General features: G+C 59.2%; 18 protein-coding genes and 1 pseudogene. 9 read left to right on the top strand and 10 right to left on the bottom strand.

What is annotated here, in order from left to right; all coding sequences use genetic code 11:
- Positions 1 to 44 precede the first annotated feature (44 nt).
- Both PSEUDOMOFG3G_RS10465 and PSEUDOMOFG3G_RS10460 read right to left on the bottom strand, forming a co-directional pair.
- Positions 45 to 416: a metalloregulator ArsR/SmtB family transcription factor gene (locus PSEUDOMOFG3G_RS10465; protein WP_107322793.1), complete on the bottom strand. Its 372-nt coding sequence runs from the start codon at positions 414 to 416 to the stop codon at positions 45 to 47.
- Positions 417 to 424: 8 nt separating this feature from the next.
- A complete protein-coding gene (locus PSEUDOMOFG3G_RS10460; protein ID WP_047225645.1) occupies positions 425 to 838 on the bottom strand; it encodes an arsenate reductase ArsC in 414 nt (137 codons plus the stop codon).
- 234 nt (positions 839 to 1,072) lie between these two features.
- Here PSEUDOMOFG3G_RS10460 and arsB point away from each other — a divergent pair, with 234 nt between their 5' ends.
- Positions 1,073 to 2,158, top strand: a complete 1,086-nt coding sequence (gene arsB / locus PSEUDOMOFG3G_RS10455; RefSeq protein WP_047225644.1) for an ACR3 family arsenite efflux transporter — start codon at positions 1,073 to 1,075, stop codon at positions 2,156 to 2,158.
- 94 nt (positions 2,159 to 2,252) lie between these two features.
- Here arsB and nhaA read toward each other — a convergent pair whose 3' ends face one another.
- Positions 2,253 to 3,446, bottom strand: a complete 1,194-nt coding sequence (gene nhaA, locus PSEUDOMOFG3G_RS10450; protein ID WP_139049874.1) for a Na+/H+ antiporter NhaA — start codon at positions 3,444 to 3,446, stop codon at positions 2,253 to 2,255.
- A 266-nt stretch (positions 3,447 to 3,712) separates the two neighbouring features.
- On the opposite strand from nhaA, the gene PSEUDOMOFG3G_RS10445 reads away from it, so the two are divergent.
- Complete coding sequence (locus PSEUDOMOFG3G_RS10445) at positions 3,713 to 5,428, top strand: amidase (RefSeq protein ID WP_139049873.1); 1,716 nt, start codon at positions 3,713 to 3,715, stop codon at positions 5,426 to 5,428.
- A 75-nt stretch (positions 5,429 to 5,503) separates the two neighbouring features.
- Here the strand turns inward: PSEUDOMOFG3G_RS10445 and PSEUDOMOFG3G_RS10440 are convergent, their stop codons facing one another.
- Both PSEUDOMOFG3G_RS10440 and PSEUDOMOFG3G_RS10435 read right to left on the bottom strand, forming a co-directional pair.
- On the bottom strand, positions 5,504 to 6,847 hold the full coding sequence (locus tag PSEUDOMOFG3G_RS10440) for an ATP-binding protein (protein WP_139049872.1): 1,344 nt from the start codon (positions 6,845 to 6,847) through the stop codon (positions 5,504 to 5,506).
- The gene (locus PSEUDOMOFG3G_RS10435; protein WP_139049871.1) at positions 6,844 to 7,503 is read right to left on the bottom strand and encodes a response regulator transcription factor; all 660 of its coding nucleotides are present in this window, start codon (positions 7,501 to 7,503) and stop codon (positions 6,844 to 6,846) included. Before PSEUDOMOFG3G_RS10435 ends, PSEUDOMOFG3G_RS10440 begins: the two co-directional genes overlap by 4 nt.
- A gap of 130 nt (positions 7,504 to 7,633) precedes the next feature.
- Here PSEUDOMOFG3G_RS10435 and PSEUDOMOFG3G_RS10430 point away from each other — a divergent pair, with 130 nt between their 5' ends.
- From PSEUDOMOFG3G_RS10430 to PSEUDOMOFG3G_RS10415, 4 genes are all read left to right on the top strand, one after another.
- The gene (locus PSEUDOMOFG3G_RS10430) at positions 7,634 to 7,957 is read left to right on the top strand and encodes a PepSY domain-containing protein (RefSeq protein ID WP_139049870.1); all 324 of its coding nucleotides are present in this window, start codon (positions 7,634 to 7,636) and stop codon (positions 7,955 to 7,957) included.
- Positions 7,958 to 8,033: 76 nt separating this feature from the next.
- On the top strand, positions 8,034 to 8,510 hold the full coding sequence (locus tag PSEUDOMOFG3G_RS10425) for a DUF2271 domain-containing protein (RefSeq protein WP_139049869.1): 477 nt from the start codon (positions 8,034 to 8,036) through the stop codon (positions 8,508 to 8,510).
- A gap of 25 nt (positions 8,511 to 8,535) precedes the next feature.
- On the top strand, positions 8,536 to 10,716 hold the full coding sequence (locus PSEUDOMOFG3G_RS10420; protein WP_139049868.1) for a PepSY domain-containing protein: 2,181 nt from the start codon (positions 8,536 to 8,538) through the stop codon (positions 10,714 to 10,716).
- Positions 10,706 to 11,671: an FAD:protein FMN transferase gene (locus tag PSEUDOMOFG3G_RS10415; RefSeq protein WP_139050066.1), complete on the top strand. Its 966-nt coding sequence runs from the start codon at positions 10,706 to 10,708 to the stop codon at positions 11,669 to 11,671. Before PSEUDOMOFG3G_RS10420 ends, PSEUDOMOFG3G_RS10415 begins: the two co-directional genes overlap by 11 nt.
- An 87-nt stretch (positions 11,672 to 11,758) precedes the next feature.
- On the opposite strand, the gene PSEUDOMOFG3G_RS10410 is transcribed toward PSEUDOMOFG3G_RS10415, so the two are convergent.
- The gene (locus tag PSEUDOMOFG3G_RS10410) at positions 11,759 to 12,613 is read right to left on the bottom strand and encodes a LysR family transcriptional regulator (RefSeq protein ID WP_139049867.1); all 855 of its coding nucleotides are present in this window, start codon (positions 12,611 to 12,613) and stop codon (positions 11,759 to 11,761) included.
- 74 nt (positions 12,614 to 12,687) lie between these two features.
- On the opposite strand from PSEUDOMOFG3G_RS10410, the gene PSEUDOMOFG3G_RS10405 reads away from it, so the two are divergent.
- Positions 12,688 to 13,635 carry a DMT family transporter gene (locus tag PSEUDOMOFG3G_RS10405; protein WP_076384298.1) on the top strand — a complete coding sequence of 316 codons (948 nt, stop codon included), beginning with the start codon at positions 12,688 to 12,690 and terminating at the stop codon, positions 13,633 to 13,635.
- A gap of 6 nt (positions 13,636 to 13,641) precedes the next feature.
- On the opposite strand, the gene PSEUDOMOFG3G_RS10400 is transcribed toward PSEUDOMOFG3G_RS10405, so the two are convergent.
- Together PSEUDOMOFG3G_RS10400 and PSEUDOMOFG3G_RS10395 are read right to left on the bottom strand one after the other, a co-directional pair.
- Positions 13,642 to 14,121 (bottom strand): DUF488 family protein, encoded by a 480-nt coding sequence (locus PSEUDOMOFG3G_RS10400; protein ID WP_230682590.1) that lies wholly within the window; start codon positions 14,119 to 14,121, stop codon positions 13,642 to 13,644.
- A gap of 149 nt (positions 14,122 to 14,270) precedes the next feature.
- The gene (locus tag PSEUDOMOFG3G_RS10395) at positions 14,271 to 15,179 is read right to left on the bottom strand and encodes a LysR substrate-binding domain-containing protein (protein ID WP_076386626.1); all 909 of its coding nucleotides are present in this window, start codon (positions 15,177 to 15,179) and stop codon (positions 14,271 to 14,273) included.
- Positions 15,180 to 15,270: 91 nt separating this feature from the next.
- Between PSEUDOMOFG3G_RS10395 and PSEUDOMOFG3G_RS10390 the strand changes: the two genes are divergently transcribed.
- Entirely contained in the window at positions 15,271 to 16,263 is a 993-nt protein-coding gene (locus PSEUDOMOFG3G_RS10390; protein WP_047225638.1) for a DMT family transporter, read from the top strand.
- 122 nt (positions 16,264 to 16,385) lie between these two features.
- Here the strand turns inward: PSEUDOMOFG3G_RS10390 and PSEUDOMOFG3G_RS10385 are convergent.
- Positions 16,386 to 17,285: pseudogene (locus PSEUDOMOFG3G_RS10385) on the bottom strand (LysR family transcriptional regulator); the annotation flags it as partial.
- Positions 17,286 to 17,430: 145 nt separating this feature from the next.
- On the opposite strand from PSEUDOMOFG3G_RS10385, the gene PSEUDOMOFG3G_RS10380 reads away from it, so the two are divergent.
- Entirely contained in the window at positions 17,431 to 18,633 is a 1,203-nt protein-coding gene (locus PSEUDOMOFG3G_RS10380; RefSeq protein ID WP_076384288.1) for an MFS transporter, read from the top strand.
- 71 nt (positions 18,634 to 18,704) lie between these two features.
- Here PSEUDOMOFG3G_RS10380 and PSEUDOMOFG3G_RS10375 read toward each other — a convergent pair whose 3' ends face one another.
- Complete coding sequence (locus tag PSEUDOMOFG3G_RS10375) at positions 18,705 to 19,484, bottom strand: EAL domain-containing protein (RefSeq protein WP_139049865.1); 780 nt, start codon at positions 19,482 to 19,484, stop codon at positions 18,705 to 18,707.
- Between the last annotated feature and the right edge of the window lie 63 nt (positions 19,485 to 19,547).

The raw sequence follows: 19,547 nt of genomic DNA, 5'->3' as shown, positions 1-19,547 counted from the left end.
GCTTTGGGAATCATCGAACCAGCGGCATGGCCTACCGGGGCTCGTCAGGCAATTTTGCTCTCACAACAAATGGCGACCCGTTCAGGACGGTCCCCCATTGCTTGCAGACGCTTGGCATCGGGGCTTAACCAGTGCTTGTTGGTTTCGAGTACCACGGTCAGTACCTGCAGCACCCAGTCAGGAAGATTGGGGTGCAGTCGGTAGTAAACCCATTGACCTTGCCGACGGTCCGAGAGCAAACCGCAGGTGCGCAACTGCGCCAAGTGCCTGGAGACTTTGGGCTGACTCTCGTTCAACGCACAGGTCAGCTCGCAGACGCACAACTCCCCCTCTCGGGTGATCAGCAGCATCATGCGCACCCGATTGTCGTCGGCCAGGCATTTGAAGACAGTGGTCGGGGTCAGATGGTCAGCCATTTCAGTTCTCAGTGTTTGGTTTTCACCAAGACAAACATCTTGATGCGCTCATGAATTTCGTGAAGCGTGTGACGGAACGCGTCGGGCTTGGTGCTGGTGACCGGATCTTCAAAGCTCCAGGTCAAGGCCTCGCCAGCATCGGGGAGCGACTGGCACTGCGCAGTTGCTTTATCGCACAGGGTAATCACGTAATCGAAACGCTCTCCCTGAAACTCATCAATCGACTTGCTGCGTAACCCGTCAGTACTGATTCCAAGGTGCGACAAGACCTCGAAGGTGCGCGGGTCGACCGCGGTCGGAACCGTGCCGGCGCTGAACGCCTCGAAATGTTCCGAATCCGTGTGCCTGAGCAGCGCTTGGGCTAACTGGGAACGAGCAGCGTTGGCGGTGCAGACGAAGAGAACGCGGGCTTTTCCAGTCATGATGAAGCCTCATCCGATATACGGAAAACCGAATATATGATTATCCGAATATAAGGTAAAGCCCCCGCCGTTTATTTTCCCTGCCACGCAACGTCTACAATCAGAACGAGATAGAATCCTCTTGGGGGTATTCTCTGAACAGGATCGCGCTCAGTTCAGAAATATATGTTTTTTTCCATATACGCTCTGCATCCGGAACCTGTGCGCGCAGACGTACAAAGAAGAGGTTTGAGTATGAGCACCCGCCAGCCCATCGGCTTTTTCGAGCGCTACCTGTCAGTGTGGGTCGCCCTCTGTATCGCCGCCGGCATTGGTCTGGGCAGTCTGTTCCCACGGCTGTTCCAGACCATGGCCGATTATGAATACGGTTCGGTCAATTTCATTGTCGCGGTACTGATCTGGCTGATGGTCTATCCGATGATGGTGTCGGTGGACTTCTCCAGCCTCAAGCGCATTCACGAACGGCCCAAGGGGCTGATCATCACCCTGGTGGTCAACTGGTTGATCAAACCGTTCACCATGGCCGGGCTGGGGGTGTTGTTCTTTCATTATTTCTTTATCGACCTGATCGATCCTCGCGATGCCGGCCAATACATCGCCGGTCTGATCCTGCTCGGCGCCGCGCCGTGTACCGCCATGGTGTTCGTCTGGTCGCAGCTGACACGCGGCGACGCCACCTACACCCTGGCGCAGGTGGCACTGAATGACGTGATCATGATCTTCGCCTTCGCGCCGCTGGTGGCGCTGTTGCTCGGCGTGACTGACATTGAGGTGCCTTGGGCAACCCTGATCCTTTCGGTCGGGCTGTATGTGTTGATCCCGCTGATTGCCGGGGTACTCACCCGGCTGAAGCTCAGTGCCTCGGCGCAAAACGCCGGCGAGGCCGAGTATGCGGTCACGCGCTTCAACGCTCGGGTCAAACCCCTGTCGATACTCGGTCTGCTGGGCACCGTGGTGCTGCTTTTCGGGTTTCAGGGGCAGATCATTCTGGATAAACCACTGCTGATTGCTTTGATTGCCGTGCCCTTGCTGATCCAGTCCTACGGCATTTTTGCCATTGCTTACGCGGCGGCGCGGCTATGGAAAGTACCCTTTAACGTGGCGGCACCCTGCGCCCTGATCGGCACCTCGAATTTCTTCGAGCTGGCGGTGGCGGTGGCAATTGGTTTGTTCGGCCTTAACTCCGGGGCGGCCCTGGTCACCGTGGTCGGGGTGCTGGTGGAAGTGCCGGTGATGCTGTCGCTGGTGGCTTTTGCCAACCGGACCCAGGCCTGGTTCCCGAAAGAAGGCGTAGGGATGACGCCAACCGCCTCGCCATGACCACAGCATCGCTGCGAACGAGAAATACTGTGGTTAACCCAGGCGAGACGAACTGGATAACGCGGCATGGACAATGCCCCTGCCGCGTCTCACATCAGTTTTTCTTGGGACCTACTTTCATCAGCAACATGACGCCGATGATGGCCGACAGGGTCGAGCCCAGCAGCACACCGACTTTGACCTCATCGACCAGATGCGGCGCATTGGGAAATGCCAGCGCACCGATGAACAGGCTCATGGTGAACCCGATCCCGCACAACAGCGCCACGCCGTACATCTGCGACCATCTGGCCCCTTCAGGCAGTTTGGCCAGGCCGAAACGGATGGCCAGTGCCGCCAGCCCGAACACCCCGAGCTGTTTGCCCAGCAACAGCCCCATCGCCACGCCCATCGGTACCGGATCAAGCAGATTATTCGGCGAAATACCGGCCAGGGACACGCCGGCATTGGCGAAGCCGAAGATGGGCACTACCGCAAAAGCCACCCATGGATGCATCTTTTCTTCGAGGTAGAGCAGCGGCGACCACCCGCCTTCGTTGGAATCTCCAAGGGGGATACAGAGGGCAAGAATGACCCCGGCCAAGGTCGCATGGATGCCCGATTGCAGCATGAAGTACCAGAGCAGTGCGCCGGCTATCACATAGGGAAACAGCCGCTTGACGCCGCAACGGTTGAGTACCACCAGCAGTGCCGTAACGCCCAGGGACGCCAGCAGCATGTTCGTCGACAAATCGCTGGTGTAGAAGATCGCGATGATGAGGACGGCCCCCAGGTCATCCAGAATCGCCAGCGCGGAGAGAAAGATTTTCAAGGAAATGGGCACACGCTTGCCCAGCAGCGACAACACCCCCAAAGCAAACGCGATGTCAGTTGCGGTGGGAATCGCCCAGCCGCCCAAAGTCTGTGCATTACCCCAGTTGATCGCCACGTAGATCAGGCCCGGCAGCAGCATGCCTCCCAGCGCCGCAAATCCCGGAAGGGCCCGCTGGCCCCAACTCGACAACTGGCCTTCAAGCATTTCACGCTTGATCTCAAGGCCGACCAGTAAAAAGAACAGAGCCATCAGGCCATCATTGATCCAGTGCCCCACCGAAAGCCCCAGGGCTTTGATGTGCAGCGTGGAGAAGTACACTTCTGACCAGGGCGAATTGGCTACGATCAGCGCGGCCAGGGCGGAAGCCATCAGGATCAGGCCGCCAGCGGATTCAGCGGCGAAAAAACGGGAGAGGAAAGCCATGGCGGAAGGTGACTCACTTTTATTATTCAGGCGCAACGGTTCCGGGCTCATAGGCACAGCGACTCCGCGCTGGCGGCCCGACCTGCGCTTGATTAAACCTGCCCTGCCGCGTTTTGCGGTGACACCCTTGGGCCGTATTCTATACAAAAGGTACTGCCCGAGTGTGGGCGGTTTTCTAATTAGGCCCTCTGGCGGTTATCCCGTAGTAAAGTGCATGCAACCGACATGAGAACCCACTTTGAGATGTCTGAAGTGCCCAAGACCCAGTTTGAATGGCCCCGCGCGTCACACCCCCAGTCAGCCGCAACGGTAACAGCATGATCGAAATTACCGAAGTCTCCATCGCACAACTGCGCGCAGCGCTCCAGTCCGGTCAGACGACCGCGGTCGAACTCGTCCAGGCCTACCTTGCCAGGATCGATGCCTATGACGGCGCCGACACGTCCACCGCCCTCAACGCTGTGGTCGTGCGAAACCCCGATGCCCTGGAAGAAGCACAGGCGTCCGATGCCCGTCGGGCCAAGGGGCAAACCCTCGGTCCGCTCGATGGCATTCCCTATACCGCCAAGGACAGTTATCTGGTGAAGGGGCTCACGGCTGCTTCTGGCAGTCCGGCGTTCGCGAACCTGATCGCTTATCGCGATGCGTTCACCATCGAACGGCTTCGCGCCGCCGGGGCGATCTGCCTGGGCAAGACCAACATGCCGCCCATGGCCAATGGCGGCATGCAGCGCGGTGTCTATGGCCGGGCTGAAAGCCCCTATAACGCGGACTACCTCACCGCCCCTTTCGCATCGGGCTCCTCGAACGGTGCAGGCACTGCAACGGCAGCCAGTTTCGCCGCATTCGGCCTTGCCGAAGAAACCTGGTCGAGCGGCCGGGGCCCGGCCTCGAACAACGGATTGTGTGCCTATACACCTTCGCGCGGGGTGATTTCGGTACGCGGCAACTGGCCGTTGACGCCAACAATGGACGTCGTCGTGCCCTATGCCAGGACGATGGCGGATCTTCTCGAAGTGCTCGACGTCGTGGTGGCAGACGATCCTGATACCCGGGGCGATCTGTGGCGCATGCAACCCTGGGTGCCCCTCCCGCCTGTCGACTCGGTTCGCCCCGCCTCATACCCGGGCCTTGCCGCCCATAAGGAAGCACTCGCTGGGGTCCGCTTCGGGGTTCCGCGCATGTACATCAACGCCGATCCCGAAGCGGGCACGGCTGAGGCTCCCGGCATTGGCGGGCCGACGGGGCAGCGAATCAACACCCGTGCCTCGGTCATGGCCCTGTGGGAAGACGCCCGCAAGGCGCTCCAAGCCTGTGGCGCGCAAGTGATTGAGGTCGATTTCCCGCTGGTGTCCAACTGCGAAGGCGATCGTCCGGGCGCGCCGACCGTGTTCACTCGGGGCCTGGTGTCCAAGGAGTTCCTGCACCATGAGTTGTGGGACCTGTCAGCCTGGGCGTTCGATGACTTTCTGCGCGCCAACGGTGATCCGAAACTCAATCGCCTGGCCGATGTTGACGGACCACTGATATTCCCCCATGACCCGGGCACCCTGCCCAACCGTGAGGACGACCTGGCCGCTGGCATGGATGAATACGTCAGGATGGCCGAGCGCGGCATTACGCCGTGGGACCAGATCCCCACCTTGGCGGACGGACTGCGGGGCCTTGAACAGACACGTCGAATCGATCTTGAAGACTGGATGGACCGGCTTGGGCTCGATGCGGTGATATTCCCGACAGTCGCCGACGTTGGCCCCGCAGATGCAGATATCAACCCGGCGTCCGCCGATATCGCCTGGAGCAACGGGGTCTGGGTCGCCAATGGCAACCTGGCCATCCGGCACCTGGGCGTGCCCACCGTCACGGTGCCGATGGGCGTGATGGCGGACATTGGCATGCCTGTAGGGTTGACGTTTGCCGGACGTGCCTATGACGATTCGACCCTGTTGCGCCTGGCTTCGGCGTTTGAGTCGCTGGGCTCCAAACGGGTGGTCCCGCCGCGGACGCCGCCGCTGCCGGGTCGCAAGCAATAAGTGTGGCGGGGGTCCCCCCGCCTGCTTCCCTGACCAAACCGAGCCCAAGGCTGCAGCACGTGCAAAACATGCTTTTCAACCTTGGGTCGTCGAGGCGAGCGGTAACCATACGCTGACTTCGAATCCGTCCTGGCGGCCCTTCGCCGGCGATGCCAGTGTTATTTGTCCGTTGATCCCCAGCACAATCGCTTTGGCGATCGCCAATCCCAATCCTGACCCGCTTGCGTCGCTCTGACCGCGTACAAAACGCTCGGTCAGGCGCTGCAATCTGGCCGGCGGCACTACCGGGCCGCCATTGACCACCCGCAGTTGCGCCTGGTCAGAAAGGCTGACCTCCAGGGGGGGCTCCGTCGCGCCGTATTTCAAGGCATTTTCGATCAGGTTGCGCAAAAGGATGCCAAAAGCGTCTGGATCGATGGTCGAGTAGACGCCGGCCTGAGCCGGAAGCAAGAGTTCGATCTGGCGACCGCTGCTTTGACGCCACTCATCGACCACATGGGCCAACAACGGGATGAGGTCCTGAGGCCTCTGCGCCAACAGCCCACCGCCCTCAGCCTTGGCCAATTGCATGAGTTTTTCCGAGAGCCGGGCCAGCTCGCGCAACGAGTTTTCGATCTTCGCTGCACGCAGCCGCAAGGGGCCTTCAGGCGCTTCTTGGCGCAGTCGCTGGACCTGCGCCAGCGTCGCAGCCAGTGGCGTACGCAGTTCATGGGCACTGTTGGCGGTGAAACTACGCTCGGCCTCCAGGGTCTTGCGCAAACGTTTGAGCAGATGGTTGACCGCCTCAGCCAGCGGATCGATCTCTGCTGGCAATCGCAACACTTTGATCGGCGAAAGGTCACCCGCCCCCCGGGCCTCCACGGCACGCCGATAGGCCATGACGCTGCGCAAGCTCAGACGTACGAATAACCAAGTGCCCACCAAACTGATGGGAATCAGCGCCAACAACGGCAATAACAAGGCCAGCAAGGCCTCCCGCGCGGCCTCTCGGCGATGGTCAAGAGGTTCGGCGATTTCGATGAACACCGAATCGCGTAACGCACTGGCGCCATACAGGCGATATTTTTCGGTTGTGGAGAAACCTTCAGCCGGTGTTTTGCGAAATATCTTCGGGTTGGCATCGTGAGACTGCATCAGGATCTTGCCCCTGGCATCGCGCACCAGGTAGGTCAGATGTTCCTTGTGCATTTTCAAGGTAGCCACAAGTTGTGCGCTTTGCGGTTCTTCGCGATTGCTGATCTCCAGAACAGCCAGAGGCAGGATCCGTTGCGCGGTTTCCTCCAGGGCGCTGTCGAACACTTCATCCAACTCATGTTGCACCACCCGCCATGTGCCGACGGTCGCCGCCAGCCAAAGCAAGGTCATGCCCAGCGTCAATCCAACGCCAAGACGTTTTTGCAGACTGCCCGAGGCGCTCATGGGGATATCAGCCGGTAGCCCATGCCACGCACGGTTTCGATGACGTCACGACCTAGCTTCTTGCGCAGCCGGCTGATGTACACCTCGATAGTGTTGCTCTCGATTTCGGCGCCGAAGGCGTATAAGCGCTCTTCAAGCTGCGACTTGGACAATAGCGCGCCAGGGCGCTGCACGAAGGCCTCGAACAATGCCCACTCCCGCGCCGTAAGGTCCACTGTGGTACCGGCGCGCAGCACCGTACGCGCGCTCATATCCAGTTGCAGTTCGCCAATCTTGATCTGCGGGTTGGGGTTACCGCTGTAACGGCGCGCCACAGCTGCAACGCGTGCCGAAAGCTCGAACAGGTCGAACGGTTTGACCAGATAATCATCGGCCCCGGCATTAAGACCCGCGATGCGATCAGATATCTGATCCTGTGCGGTCAGGATGATCACCGGTGTCGCGACCCCGGCGCCACGCTGCTGACGCAAGAAATCAAGTCCGCGACCGTCCGGAAGCATCAGGTCAAGCAGTATCAAATCGTACGGTGTGGTACGCATGCTGTTACCCGCATGGTCCAGGCGCTGGACCCAATCGATCGCATGGCCATCATCGGCTATCTGCTCTCGCACCGCTTCCCCCAAACCTGGCGCATCTTCAACCAATAAAACCCGCATCTGGCAGCTCCTGTGATCGTGTCGTGCAGAACCTTGACCGTCTTAACTGAGGTCAATCTGAAGATTCAGGTGAATGTCAGGATTGCGCCGTAGGTTATGCCAACGATGGCGCCTCGATAGGAGATAGATCATGAAATCAGGTTTTATAGCCAGTACCGCGTTATTGAGCGTGCTTTTCAACGGATACGCGGTGGCCGATGAAGACTGCAGCGACCCCGTCAGCGACTGGCAATCACGCGAAACCTTGCGTCAGCAGGTAGAGCGGCAATACGGCTGGAGTGTGCAGCGCATCAAGGTCGACGACGGTTGTTACAAGCTCAAGGGACTGGACCGCCAAGGCAATGTTGTCGAAGCCCGCTACTCACCGGCATCGCTGCACCTGCGCAAGCTGGAGATCCACTTCCGGGCCGACAGCGATGGCGGGGAATACCTCGGAAAGCCGTTGATCAAATGACAATTTTGCGGCCCTTCAGGTTGCTGTCAGCAAGCAGGTCCAGGCTCTGTATCAACGCTCAAGAAAGGACAAGGCCATGAAAAAATTTATCGCTGCAACCTGTATCGCCGGCGCCATCAGCATCGCCCTGCCGGGGCTGGCCCAGGCCCGCGAAGTCACCCTGACGACCCAACTCAAACGCTACAGCGGAAATGATGCGTATCTGGCGATTTATCTCACTGATGCCAACGGTCAATACCAGAAGACTCTTTGGGTGGCCGGAAAAAAAGCCAAGTATTACAAGCACCTGAGTGACTGGGCACGTGGAAGCAAGCTCAATCCCAGTGAGTTCGACGGGGTCAGCGGCGCCAGTGTCGGCAGTGGGCGCACACTCAAAGTCAGCGTCGAGCTTGCAGATACCCTGATCGATGCCGGGTATCAGATCCGAATCGACAGTGCCGTTGAAGACAAGCGTGATGTCCGCTCCGATGTCAGTGTCCCCCTGACGTCCGAAGGCGCAGGCAAGCCGGCGGCCGGCAGTACTTACGTCGAATCCTTTACTTACGATTTGTAGCCCCTGCCGTTTCCGGAGACTGAACATGCTTCGCCAGTTTCATTCCCTGCCCGGCCTGATCGCCGTCCTGCTGGTCATGTTGTTGGCCATCAGCGGCGCGATTTTGTCGGTCAACCCGGCTCTGGAGCGCCTGGCCGGCACGGCCACCGCCGCCGGGCAGGTCAACGTCGGTCAGTTGGCCGGGCGCGTAGCCAAGCACTTTCCCGGCGTGGAGCAGATCCAGCGCACAGCGTCGGGGACCGTCATCGTCTACTACAACCAGGACGGTCAGGCTGGAGCCGAAAAGGTTGACCCACTGACGGGTCGAGGCTTGGAGGCTTATGAACCATCCGCCTTCTCGCGCTGGATGAAGGGGCTGCACCGGTCGCTGTTGCTTGGCACACCAGGTCATGGAGTAGCGGGCGTCGGCACGCTGTTCATGCTGCTACTGTCAGTCTCCGGAGTGCTGTTGTTGGTCCGTCGGGTGGGCGGCTGGCGCAACCTTCTGCGGCCATTGCGTGGCGACTTCAACCAGCGCTGGCACGCTGAAGTCGGCCGTCTGATCTTGCCTGGGCTGCTCCTGTCGGCACTCAGCGGGCTTTATATGTGCGCCACGACCTTCGACTTGATTGCCGACGGCAGCCAAAGTGAGCCCACCTTTCCCACCTATGTCAGTACCGGCCCGGCGTTGTCGGTGGCGAACCTGCCAGCCTTGCAGGTCACCGATCTGAATGACCTGCGCGAACTGGTCTATCCAAGTCCCAGCAACCCGCAGGACGTGTACTCCTTACGCACAGCCCAGGGTGACGGCTATGTGGACCAGGCCTCAGGCGCCTTGCTGTCTTACCAGGCCCACGACGCCATGCACAACGCCTACGAAATGATCTATCAACTGCATACAGGTGAGGGCCTCTGGTGGCTCGGCTTGTTGCTAGGCCTCTGTGCACTCTGTGTGCCGTTGATGAGCATCACCGGCATCCTGATGTGGTGGGACCGCCGCAGATCCGGACCCAACATCCGCAATAACAGCACCGCGCAAACCGCCGACAGCGTGATCCTGGTGGGCAGTGAACACAACACCACGTGGGGGTTCGCCAACGCCTTGCATGTTGCTTTGCATGAGGCCGGCCACCGTGTCCATAGCGCGGCGATGAACCAGTATTCCAATGACTACGGCAACGCCCAGCGCCTGTTCATCCTCACCGCGACCCACGGCGACGGCGACGCACCGGCCCAGGCTGCGCAGTTTCTGGCAAGGCTGGCCAAAGTCGGTCTCAAGCCTGGTCAGCCATTCGCCGTACTGGGCTTTGGTGACCGGCAGTTTCCACGTTTCTGTCAGTTCGCCCAGCAGGTACAGGAAGCCTTGTTGCAGGCCGGTGGTTCACCCTTGATGGGGCTGGAGACCATCAACCGCCAATCTTCTCAGGAGTTTGCCCGTTGGGGCCACGCATTGGGCGAGGTGTTGGGGGATGACCTGATGCTGGTCCACACGGCAAAACGACCGCATACCCATAGACTGGTGCTGGCCGAGCGCATCGTCTACGGTGAAAAGGTAGACACCCCCACCCACGTACTGCGTTTCAAGGCGCCTGGAAGGTTGCCCACCTTTGAAGCCGGTGACCTGGTTGGCATTCTGCCCCCTGGCAGCTCGGTTCCGCGTTTCTACTCGCTGGCCTGTGGTTCACAGGACGGCGTGTTGGAGATATGCGTACGCAAACACAAAGGGGGCTTGTGCTCACAATTGCTCCACAGTCTGGACATCGGCGCGCCGATAGAAGCCTTTATCCAGCCCAACCCACAATTTCGCCCGGCCTTGGGCGCTCACCCCGTGATTCTCATCGGCGCCGGTACTGGCATAGGTCCCCTCGCCGGTTTTATTCGTAATAACACGGCCCACCATCCCATGCATCTGTATTGGGGCGGGCGCAACCCGACATCGGATTTCCTTTACGAGTCGGAGCTGAACGGCTACCTGGCCGACCACCGCCTCACCGCACTGCGCCCCGCCTTCTCCCAGGCGATGGATCCCTGTTACGTGCAAGACCGGCTGATCAACGATACGAAAATCCTGCGACAGTTGATTGAGAATGGTGCTCAGGTGTTGGTATGTGGCGGCCGTGAAATGGCCAAAGGCGTGATGCAGGCACTGGATGAAATACTCGCGCCGCTCAACCTGAGTGTGCAGGCCCTCAAGGTACAAGGACGCTACCGTGAAGATGTCTACTGAACTGCAACGCTACAGCCTCAATGGCGAGACCATGGGCACCCGATACACGGCCCTGTTCTATGCTGGAGCCGAGCTGGATACCAACGAGGTTGGCTGCAGCCTGGCATGTGCCGTTTCCCGGGTAGACCAGCAAATGTCCATTTGGAAACCCGACTCCGATCTCAACCGCCTCAACAGCGCCCCCGAACACCAATGGGTGCCTGCGCCCAAAGAACTGGTTACGGTGCTGGCGGCTGCGCTGCGTGTCAGCGAGCAATCTGGCGGCGCTTTTGATATCGCCGTCGGTGACCTGGTAGAGGCTTGGGGATTTGGTTGCAGCGAAAAATCTGCCACGCAACCGGTGCTCGGTACGTTGCCACTCCATGCCAGACCATCCGCCAGCGCAGGACTGGTGGTGGACCGGCAGCGTAATCAAGTGCGTAAACGTGGGCCGCTGCATCTCAACCTGAATGGGATTGCCAAGGGTTTTGGTGTCGATGAACTGGCCCGCTGCCTGGAAAGGTTTGGTATCACTTGCTATCTGGTTGGTATTGACGGCGAGATGCGTGCCGGGGGTCTAAAACCTGACGCCCAACCTTGGAAAGTCGCCATCGAAAAACCCTGTCGGGGCGTGCGTGAAGTCATGGGCGTCATGGAACTCAGCGAGGCTGCCATCGCAACATCCGGGGATTACCGACACTGGATCGATGTGAAGGGGCAGTCCTACGCCCATACTATGAACCCGGCTACGGGCGCTCCAGCGCGCAACTCGCTCGTGGCCGTCACGGTGGTGGCCAATTCCTGCATGCTCGCCGACGCCTGGGCCACAGCGCTGCTGGTATTGGGCGAAACCGATGGCCCTCGCCTGGCACAAGAGCGCGGCATGGACGCTTTGTTCGTTCTGCGTGATGCAGACCAGTTCAAAGAAATCTCGATTGTCGGCGGACAATTGCAAACGCGCATTCAGACGCACTGACGGGGCGATACGGGTGATCCCATCCCGGACGCCGCCGTTGTCGGGCGATAAAAAACAACCCTGGCGGGGTTGCCCCCGCCCCTTTCATCAAAGCCGAAAATATTGCTGCATGGCCCAGGAGAGCAGGTTCACCGCCTCATCGGCATGGGACGCCTGCGCTCGAATGAACACCACCTCGTGCTCCGGCACCCGGGGCAGATCATCGAGGATCTGCATCTTGTCCGTCACCCGGGCCCGGTCTATCAGACTGATCGCCAAGCCGGCCTCCACACACGCCTTGACGGCCTGGGTGGAGGGGCTTTCCAGGACAATGCGCGACTTGCGAGCGCATTGCTTCAGCGCTTCCACCATGGCTTGTCGATAAGGGCACTGCGCCGCATGCACGGCCAGTGGCAGTGGCTGCGTCGAGGCAATCACGCTATTGATCGGGCCGACCCAAACAGGTGTCGTGGAGGTTAACCGCAGCGACTCTGTGTCCGGCAGCTCCTTCGGCCGGGCAATCACCGCAGCCTGGAGTTTTTCACGTTGAACCTGATCACGTAGCGCGTAGCTTGGCGCCGTCCTGAGCTCCAGTACCACATTCGGCCAGGCGGCTGCGAATGTCGGAAGGATGTCGCGGATGACATGGTCCGCATATTCATCCGGCACGCCCAAGGTGATACGCCCCGCCAGACGGGTGCCATGCAGATCGGCCAAGACCCGGTCGTGGGTACTGAGCAACTCGGTGGTAGACAGGAGCAAACGCTTGCCCAGTGCGGTCAGGGAAACCGCCTGATTGTCACGGTTGAGCAATCGTCCACCGGCGACCGCTTCCAGCCGCTGGATGTGCACGCTCACCGCTGCCGGGCTTTTGTGCAGTTGCTCCGCCGCCGCACTGAATTTGCCGATGCGCGCCACCGCATGAAAAGTCCGTATCAGTTCGATATCGAGTATGGCCGGCATAATTCAACCTTTGTGAATGACTGCTGCACTATATTTTGATTTATTAGATTAGCCTGCTTTCGTAGCCTGTGGGCATGAATGCATACCGATCGATCTCATGCCCTGCTCTCTCCAAACCTCAATGGCACCAGGCGATACCTCTGTTCTTACTCGAGGCGGCGCTGGTGTTGAGCTGGAGTTCAGGCTTCATCGGCGCGCGCTTCTCGCTTGATTACGCGCCGCCGTTACTGGTCGTGTTCTGGCGCTGCGTGCTGGTCACGCTCGTTCTGTTCCCGTTTGTCGCCAGGAACTTGAGGCGAACCTCGGCTGCCGTGCTGCTGAAAAACGCCGGCATCGGTTTGCTGGCCATGGCGGGGTATCTGGCGGGTATTACCCAAGGCATTGCCTTGGGCGTACCGGCCGGGCTCGCTGCCCTGTTCGCCGACCTTCTGCCCATGGGCCTGGCTTTATTGGCCGCGGGCGTCCTGGGACAGCGACTGGCCTGGCCGGTTTGGGCCGGCCTGGTCATCGGCCTGATCGGGGCCGCGCTGGTGACACATGGCGCGCTGGCCTGGGGCGATGCGCCCTTATGGGCTTATGCGCTGCCGCTGCTTGGCATGCTTTCACTCGCCGTCGCGACATTGTGGCAAAAGCACCTCCCGCCATCGCAGTCCTTGGGCCTACTCCCCAACCTATGGCTGCAATGCTGTGTTTCGGGCTTTGCCTTCGCTTTGGTCGAGGGCTTACAGGGCAGCCTCGCACCGATACCCAGCACAGGTTTTATCTTGAGTGTCCTGTGGACCGCGGGCTTGTCTACGATTGGCGGATATGGGCTCTACTGGCTGTGCCTGCGCCGCGCGTCAGCCACCCGGGTCGCCAGCGTCCTGTACCTCAGCCCCCCCGTTACGATGCTGTGGGCCTGGGCGATGTTCAACGAACCTCTTTCCTGGCAAATGGTGTCGGGCATGGCGGTGTCCGGGATCGGCATCTGGATGGTGGTGCGCACCGAAGCTCGGCAGCCAGTGGCCGACACAGCTCAGTAGCCCTGTTCACTCTCCAGCGGGATAAGTCAATTTCAGCCCGTGAACCTTCGCAGCCGGACTCAACACCGCTGTATTGGCTTTATCTTTGTCCATGATATGGATGACTTCTACACCGCGAAGCAACAGATAGTCGGCGACGATCCTGCGATGGCAACGCCACCAAACAGCCTCCGCACACATGATGGCGCAGTGGTGAGTCTTGCTGAGCGCGAGGAGGCGATTCAGACCGACCTCAAATTCTTGCGAAAGGGCGTAGTCCGCGTAGTTATGGAAACTTCGATTGACCCAGAATGCGTTGACCTCATCGGCAACGGTCTTTGATTTTTTTCGTAATCCGCCAAGCTCCGGAATCTGTTGATGCCCGATATCGAATTCGGCCAGTCGGTGTGCAAGCGTATCCAGATTGTATTGAGGATTTGTCCGTGATCGCGGGACGGTCCTGATATCGACAATGGTATCGACACCAAAACCGCTGACGATCTCCACGAACTGTTCGAGGGTTCGGGTCGAATGACCCACTGTGTAAACACAGACACTTTGCATAAATACTAATCCACACCTGATTTCTTTCAGATGACCTGTGCAAGCAAGCCAGGTTCTAGTGGATTCACGCAAATCCGCCAGGGTGACAGCCGTCAGCCCTCACTTGCCAACTCCCCCTCAAGCCACTCGATCAGTGCGCTCACTTCAGCGCGATCTGCTGCGTGCGAATTTCTGAAAACCGATATCGCTTCAGGCAAGGGAACACTTTGCGCGCAAGGCCTCACCAAAGCCCCACGCTCAATCAGCCTTGCGGCGGTGCGGCGCCATCCCAGTGCAATTCCGTGCCCCTCCACCGCCGCCTGAAGCATCAAGGGGTAGCTGTCAAATACAGTGCCTTGAAGATCAACAGCCGGTATCTGTCCAAACGCTTTTAGCCAACCCTCCCACTGCATCCAGTGAGGCGGCGTAGTGCGATAGTGCAAAAGCGTGTGGCGAGCAAGCTCACTGACCTGCATGGGCGCTTGGACATTGAGGTATTGCGGACTGCACACCGGAAACACCTCATCGCTAGCGGTAAAGACCAGAACATGCGCACCACTGGGGCGCCCGGTGCTTTGCAAGGCCACGTCAAAATGCTCATTGAATTCAGTCAGCGGCCGGGTTGAAGTGGCCACCTGGATTTCGATCTCCGGGTATTGCTGGTGGAATGACGAAAGGCGCGGCATCAGCCAGTAGAACGCCTCGCACAATTGGCACAGCAGAACGACACGGTTCTTGCCAGGCGCCTGGCGAAGGGTCTCGGCGACATCGCTGATACTGCGCAAGGCGCTGCTCACCACACGCCCTAGCTCGCGTCCTTCCTGGGTGAGAAACACTGCGCGGTTGCGCCGACTGAAGAGCTTTAGCCCAAGATTCTCTTCAAGTCCCCGTATCTGCCGACTGATCGCCGCTTGGGTAATGTGCAGCTCCTCGGCGGCCTTCGAAAAACTCTCCAGCCGCGCCGCCGCTTCAAAAGGCAATAAACTGGCGAGCGGCGGTAAAGACTTTCCAAGCGTATTCATAATCACCGGTAATGCATCCGTGGCCGAGAACTCGTTTGTAGCATAGCCCTGACGCTGCGCAACATGAGCTGAATATCTCATGGATAGACCGATGCTCAGGAATGACTCAAACACCACCGCAGGCGTGGCCCTCGCCGTCGTCGCCACTCTGAGTTGGGCCTTGAATTTCGTAGCGCCCTACGTCACCGGTGCCTATTCGATCTACGACTTGATGATCGTTCGGTTTCTGATCGCCGGGACGCTGGGTATGGGCGTCATGGTGTTCTATCGAGCTCGACTTCGACGCCTGAGCCGCGAACAGCAGCTTCTTGGCGCAAGCCTGGGAATTATCGGGTACCTCGGCTATAGCACTTGCATTGCCGCCGGAGTGATTTACGGAGGGCCGGTACTGACCCCTGCACTTATTGGCATGGTGCCGCTTCTGCAGGCCGTGCTCGGCAACGCCACGAGCAGAACCCTCGAATGGCGCAAGCTCGTGATACCACTGGCGTTGATGACAGGCGGGCTGTTGCTGTTGAACGTCGGCAGTCTCAATCACCTCCCAACTGGCGACAGTGCCTGGCGCAAGGGGCTGTTCTTTTCAATCAGCGCAGTGATCCTCTGGCTCGTATTCGCCGCGTTGAATCAAAGGGGCCTGGAAAAACTTGCCGTCAACGCATCAGGGGCCTGGACCGGCTTGATGATGGCAGGCGCCGGGCTGGGCACCTTGATCGCCTTACCCGCCGTACTGGTGCTTGATCTTCTGAAACTGCCAAGTCTGGGCTTCAGTGTTTCCGTGGCTGGGCCGTTGTATGCCTGGGGGCTCTTTATCGCGCTGATGTCATCGGTCGTCGGGGCCTGGGCGTGGAATGCCGCGTCCCGTCGCCTGCCCATGGTGCTTAGCGGGCAACTGATATCCCTGGAGTCACTCTTCGCGACGATACTGGGCCTGATGTTTCATCAGCGACTGCCCACTCTTTGGGAAACCTCAGGGCTAGCCGGTGTTCTTGTCGGCGTGGTTGTGGCCGTTCGTATCATCCTGACATCCAGCGAATCGACCGACCGCGCCCGACACGAGGAGAACATCGCCAGGCGCACCCGGTGATGCATCTTTCACTGATCATCGTTTCGCTGCTGCCATGATCTGCTGGACTATACGTCCACGGCCTTGCGGGAATTGACTTCAGGCCGATGGCCGTGGCGCGGCTTGCCTTCTACCGGCTGACACAAATTGGCCGCAAGTGCTTCCAGCAAGGCACTGACCTTGGGAAGCTTCTCACGGCTTTTCTGCCAGGCAAGGTTGATCACCATTCCGTCGGTTGCCAGATGGGCAAGCACCTCAATCAACGTGCCCTCCTCAAGCTGCCGCTGGATCAACCATGAAGGTAACTGTGCAATCCCGCACCCGGCCGATACCGCAGCAACCAGCCCTTCACCGTCCCCCACGACCAACGCTGGCGACACCTGTTTTCTTACCGTCTCGCCGGGACGCTCACCGGCAAAATTCCACGGACTGAGCTTGCCGTCCGGCCAGCCGTAGGCGATGCACTGGTGATGTTCCAGATCGCGATCGGTCATGGGGATGCCATGCTTGGCCAAGTACATGGGTGAGGCACAGAAGACATGCCATTCACGACCCAGGTAACGATGCCCCAGCGCGTCAGGCCAAACCTGTGAGCCGCCAATGGTGACGACGATATCCACGCCTTCCTGGAGAGGGTCGATGAAACGATCCGTGAACGAGATGTGCGGCACCAGCCGCGGATAGTCCTGGATACACCGCAAGATGATGGGCATCACTTGCGAACGACCAAAGGCTGCCGGAAGGTCAAGCCGGACCCTACCCTGTGGCTCGGCGTCTTCAGCACGCAGCGACAGCTCGGCCTCTTCAAGGTCTGCAAGCACCCCCGTGCAGGTGCGATAGAACGCCGTCCCAGCGTCCGTCAGCGATACCCGCCGGGTGGTGCGATCGAACAATCGAGCGCCAAGACGGCTCTCCAGACGGGCGACGCTTTTGCTGATGGCCGAGCCCGTGAGGCTCATCCGCTCTGCGGCGGCCTTGAAGCTGCCGGATTCGGCGACGCAGACAAAGACATCGATCCCCTTCAATCGCTCGGAGGAAAACATTAGGCGTCCTGTTATTGATGAATTGAGTTCAACCTGCAATGGAAAATCCATCATAAATCAGAACTGGATTCCTCAGTAAACTTGCCGCGAGCGTATTGCGCCACGCTGCGCCCCTGGCAATGATCGATTGAACAAAGAGGCAAGGATGCTCGCTACCCTTAGAAACTACCCCACGACCGTCAACCTGCTGCTTTGCGCGTCTTCGATACTGACGTTGAGCCGAGCGATCACGCTGCCCTATCTGGTTATCTATCTGTCCGAAAACTTCGCCATGGGTGTGGCGGATATCGGAGTGGTCATCGGCAGCACACTGATCATTGGATCGCTATTGAGCCTCTATGGCGGTTTCCTGGTGGACAGGCTCTCCAGCTACCGACTCATTCTGGGGTTCAGTGGGTTGTTCAGCCTGGGGTTCCTTGGGGCAGTCGTGACCCGCGAACTCTGGCTTTTTTTCATCTGCCTGGTGCTGATCAATCTGGCATATGCCGTCATCGATATTGCGGTCAAAGCGGGATTTGGCAGCTTGCTCCCCGCCGCCGAACGCAGCGAAGTGTTCTCAATCAAATATACGCTGACCAACATCGGCTATGCCGTCGGACCGTTTCTCGGGGCGGGGATAGCCAAGCTAGGGATCAGCTTGCCCTTTCTATTGTCTGCCGGGCTCGGTGCCGGCTTCTTTCTCATTTACTTCGTTTGGGGCGACAGACATTCCGCCCCCGTCGACGCAGGCCAGACGCCTGTGCCTTTCCTGGCGGTGGGCAAGGTTCTGCTCCAGGATTACCGGTTGGTGTGTTTCACCCTCGGCGGCCTGCTCAGCGCCGTGGTCTTCGGCCAGTTCACCGCCTATCTCTCGCAGTATCTGGTGGTTACAACCACGCCGGAGGACACCTACCGAATCATCAGCGCTATCGTCACGACCAATGCGCTGATGGTGATCAGCCTGCAATATTCCATCGGCAAGAAAATATCCCATCGGCATCTGAATCTTTGGCTGCTGGCCGGGCTGGGAATGTTCCTCATGGGCTTGGCCGGTTTCGCCCTGTCCAACTCGGTGATGTTCTGGGTGATGTCCATGGCTGTATTCACTGTCGGGGAAATAATCGTATTCCCCGCGGAATACATGTTCATCGACAACATCGCGCCCAACCATCTGCGCGGCATGTACTACGCCGCGCAGAACCTCGGCAACCTGGGGGCCGCAGCCGGGCCGTTGCTCTGCGGCGTGGTCCTGGCCACGCAACCGCCCCACAGCATTTTCTACATGCTCGCGCTCTTTATTATCGCGGGAGGAGCCTTTTATATATTGGGCGCTTCCCGCTGGCTCAACCACGGCCGACAAAAATCGTGAAAAGTCTCTGCCATCTCACCCAGCGAACAAAAAAGCGGTCTTCGGAACAGCCCTTGAACGGCCCGTACGCCTCAGTCAAAACTGCCAGGCGGGAGGCGACCGACCTCGGGTCTTGCGAACAGGTATCCCTGCATCAGATCGATACCCAACTCCAGGAGCGCGGCGCTTTCCCCACGCGTCTCAATGCCCTCGGCTATGACGGTAATGCCCAGGCGTTTGGCGACCAGGACGATACCCTCGACAATCGCTTGCTTGACGGTGTCTTGATCAATCGTGCGAGTCAACGCCATATCAATCTTCAGCACTTGCGGCTGAAACATGGCCAGCAGATTGAGCCCTGAGTAACCGGAGCCGAAATCGTCAATGGCGGTGGTGAAACCCTGGCGCTCGTACTCCACGAAAATCGACTTGAGGTGCTCAGGATCTACCACTTTCTCGCCTTCCGTCACTTCGAACATGAGTCGGTTTGGCGGGAAGTTTGTATTACGTGCGGCTTCCAGGGTTGCCCGGATACAGGTCTCGGGCCTGTACACGGCATTGGGCAGGAAATTGATGCTGAGCAGGCAATCGGCAATGTTCAGAATGCCCAGCCGGGCGGCTTCCTCGATCGCCTTCACGCGACACGCCTGGTCGAACCGGTAGCGGTTACCGTCATTGACCAGTCCAAGAATGTAGCCTGCCGATTCGCCATTGACGCCCCGCACCAACGCCTCATAAGCGAACGCGGTGCGCGTTCGTACATTGAAGATGGGTTGAAAGGCCATTGTGAAGTCGAACCCCAGCGCCTCATGGTTGCGGCATTCGGCGCAACCGAGGGATTTGAAGGCTGGATCGGAGGAGTCTTGGGTCATGATCAATATTCCGTTGCTTAACGGGGCATCCCCTGCACATGCAAGGAACTGTAGTCGACACCG

Origin of the sequence: Pseudomonas sp. FG-3G (assembly GCF_901007645.1) — a bacterium.
GTDB lineage: Bacteria > Pseudomonadota > Gammaproteobacteria > Pseudomonadales > Pseudomonadaceae > Aquipseudomonas > Aquipseudomonas rhizophila.
The sequence above is the reverse complement of the archived record's forward strand: the minus strand, read 5'-3'. Positions and strand labels throughout refer to the sequence as shown.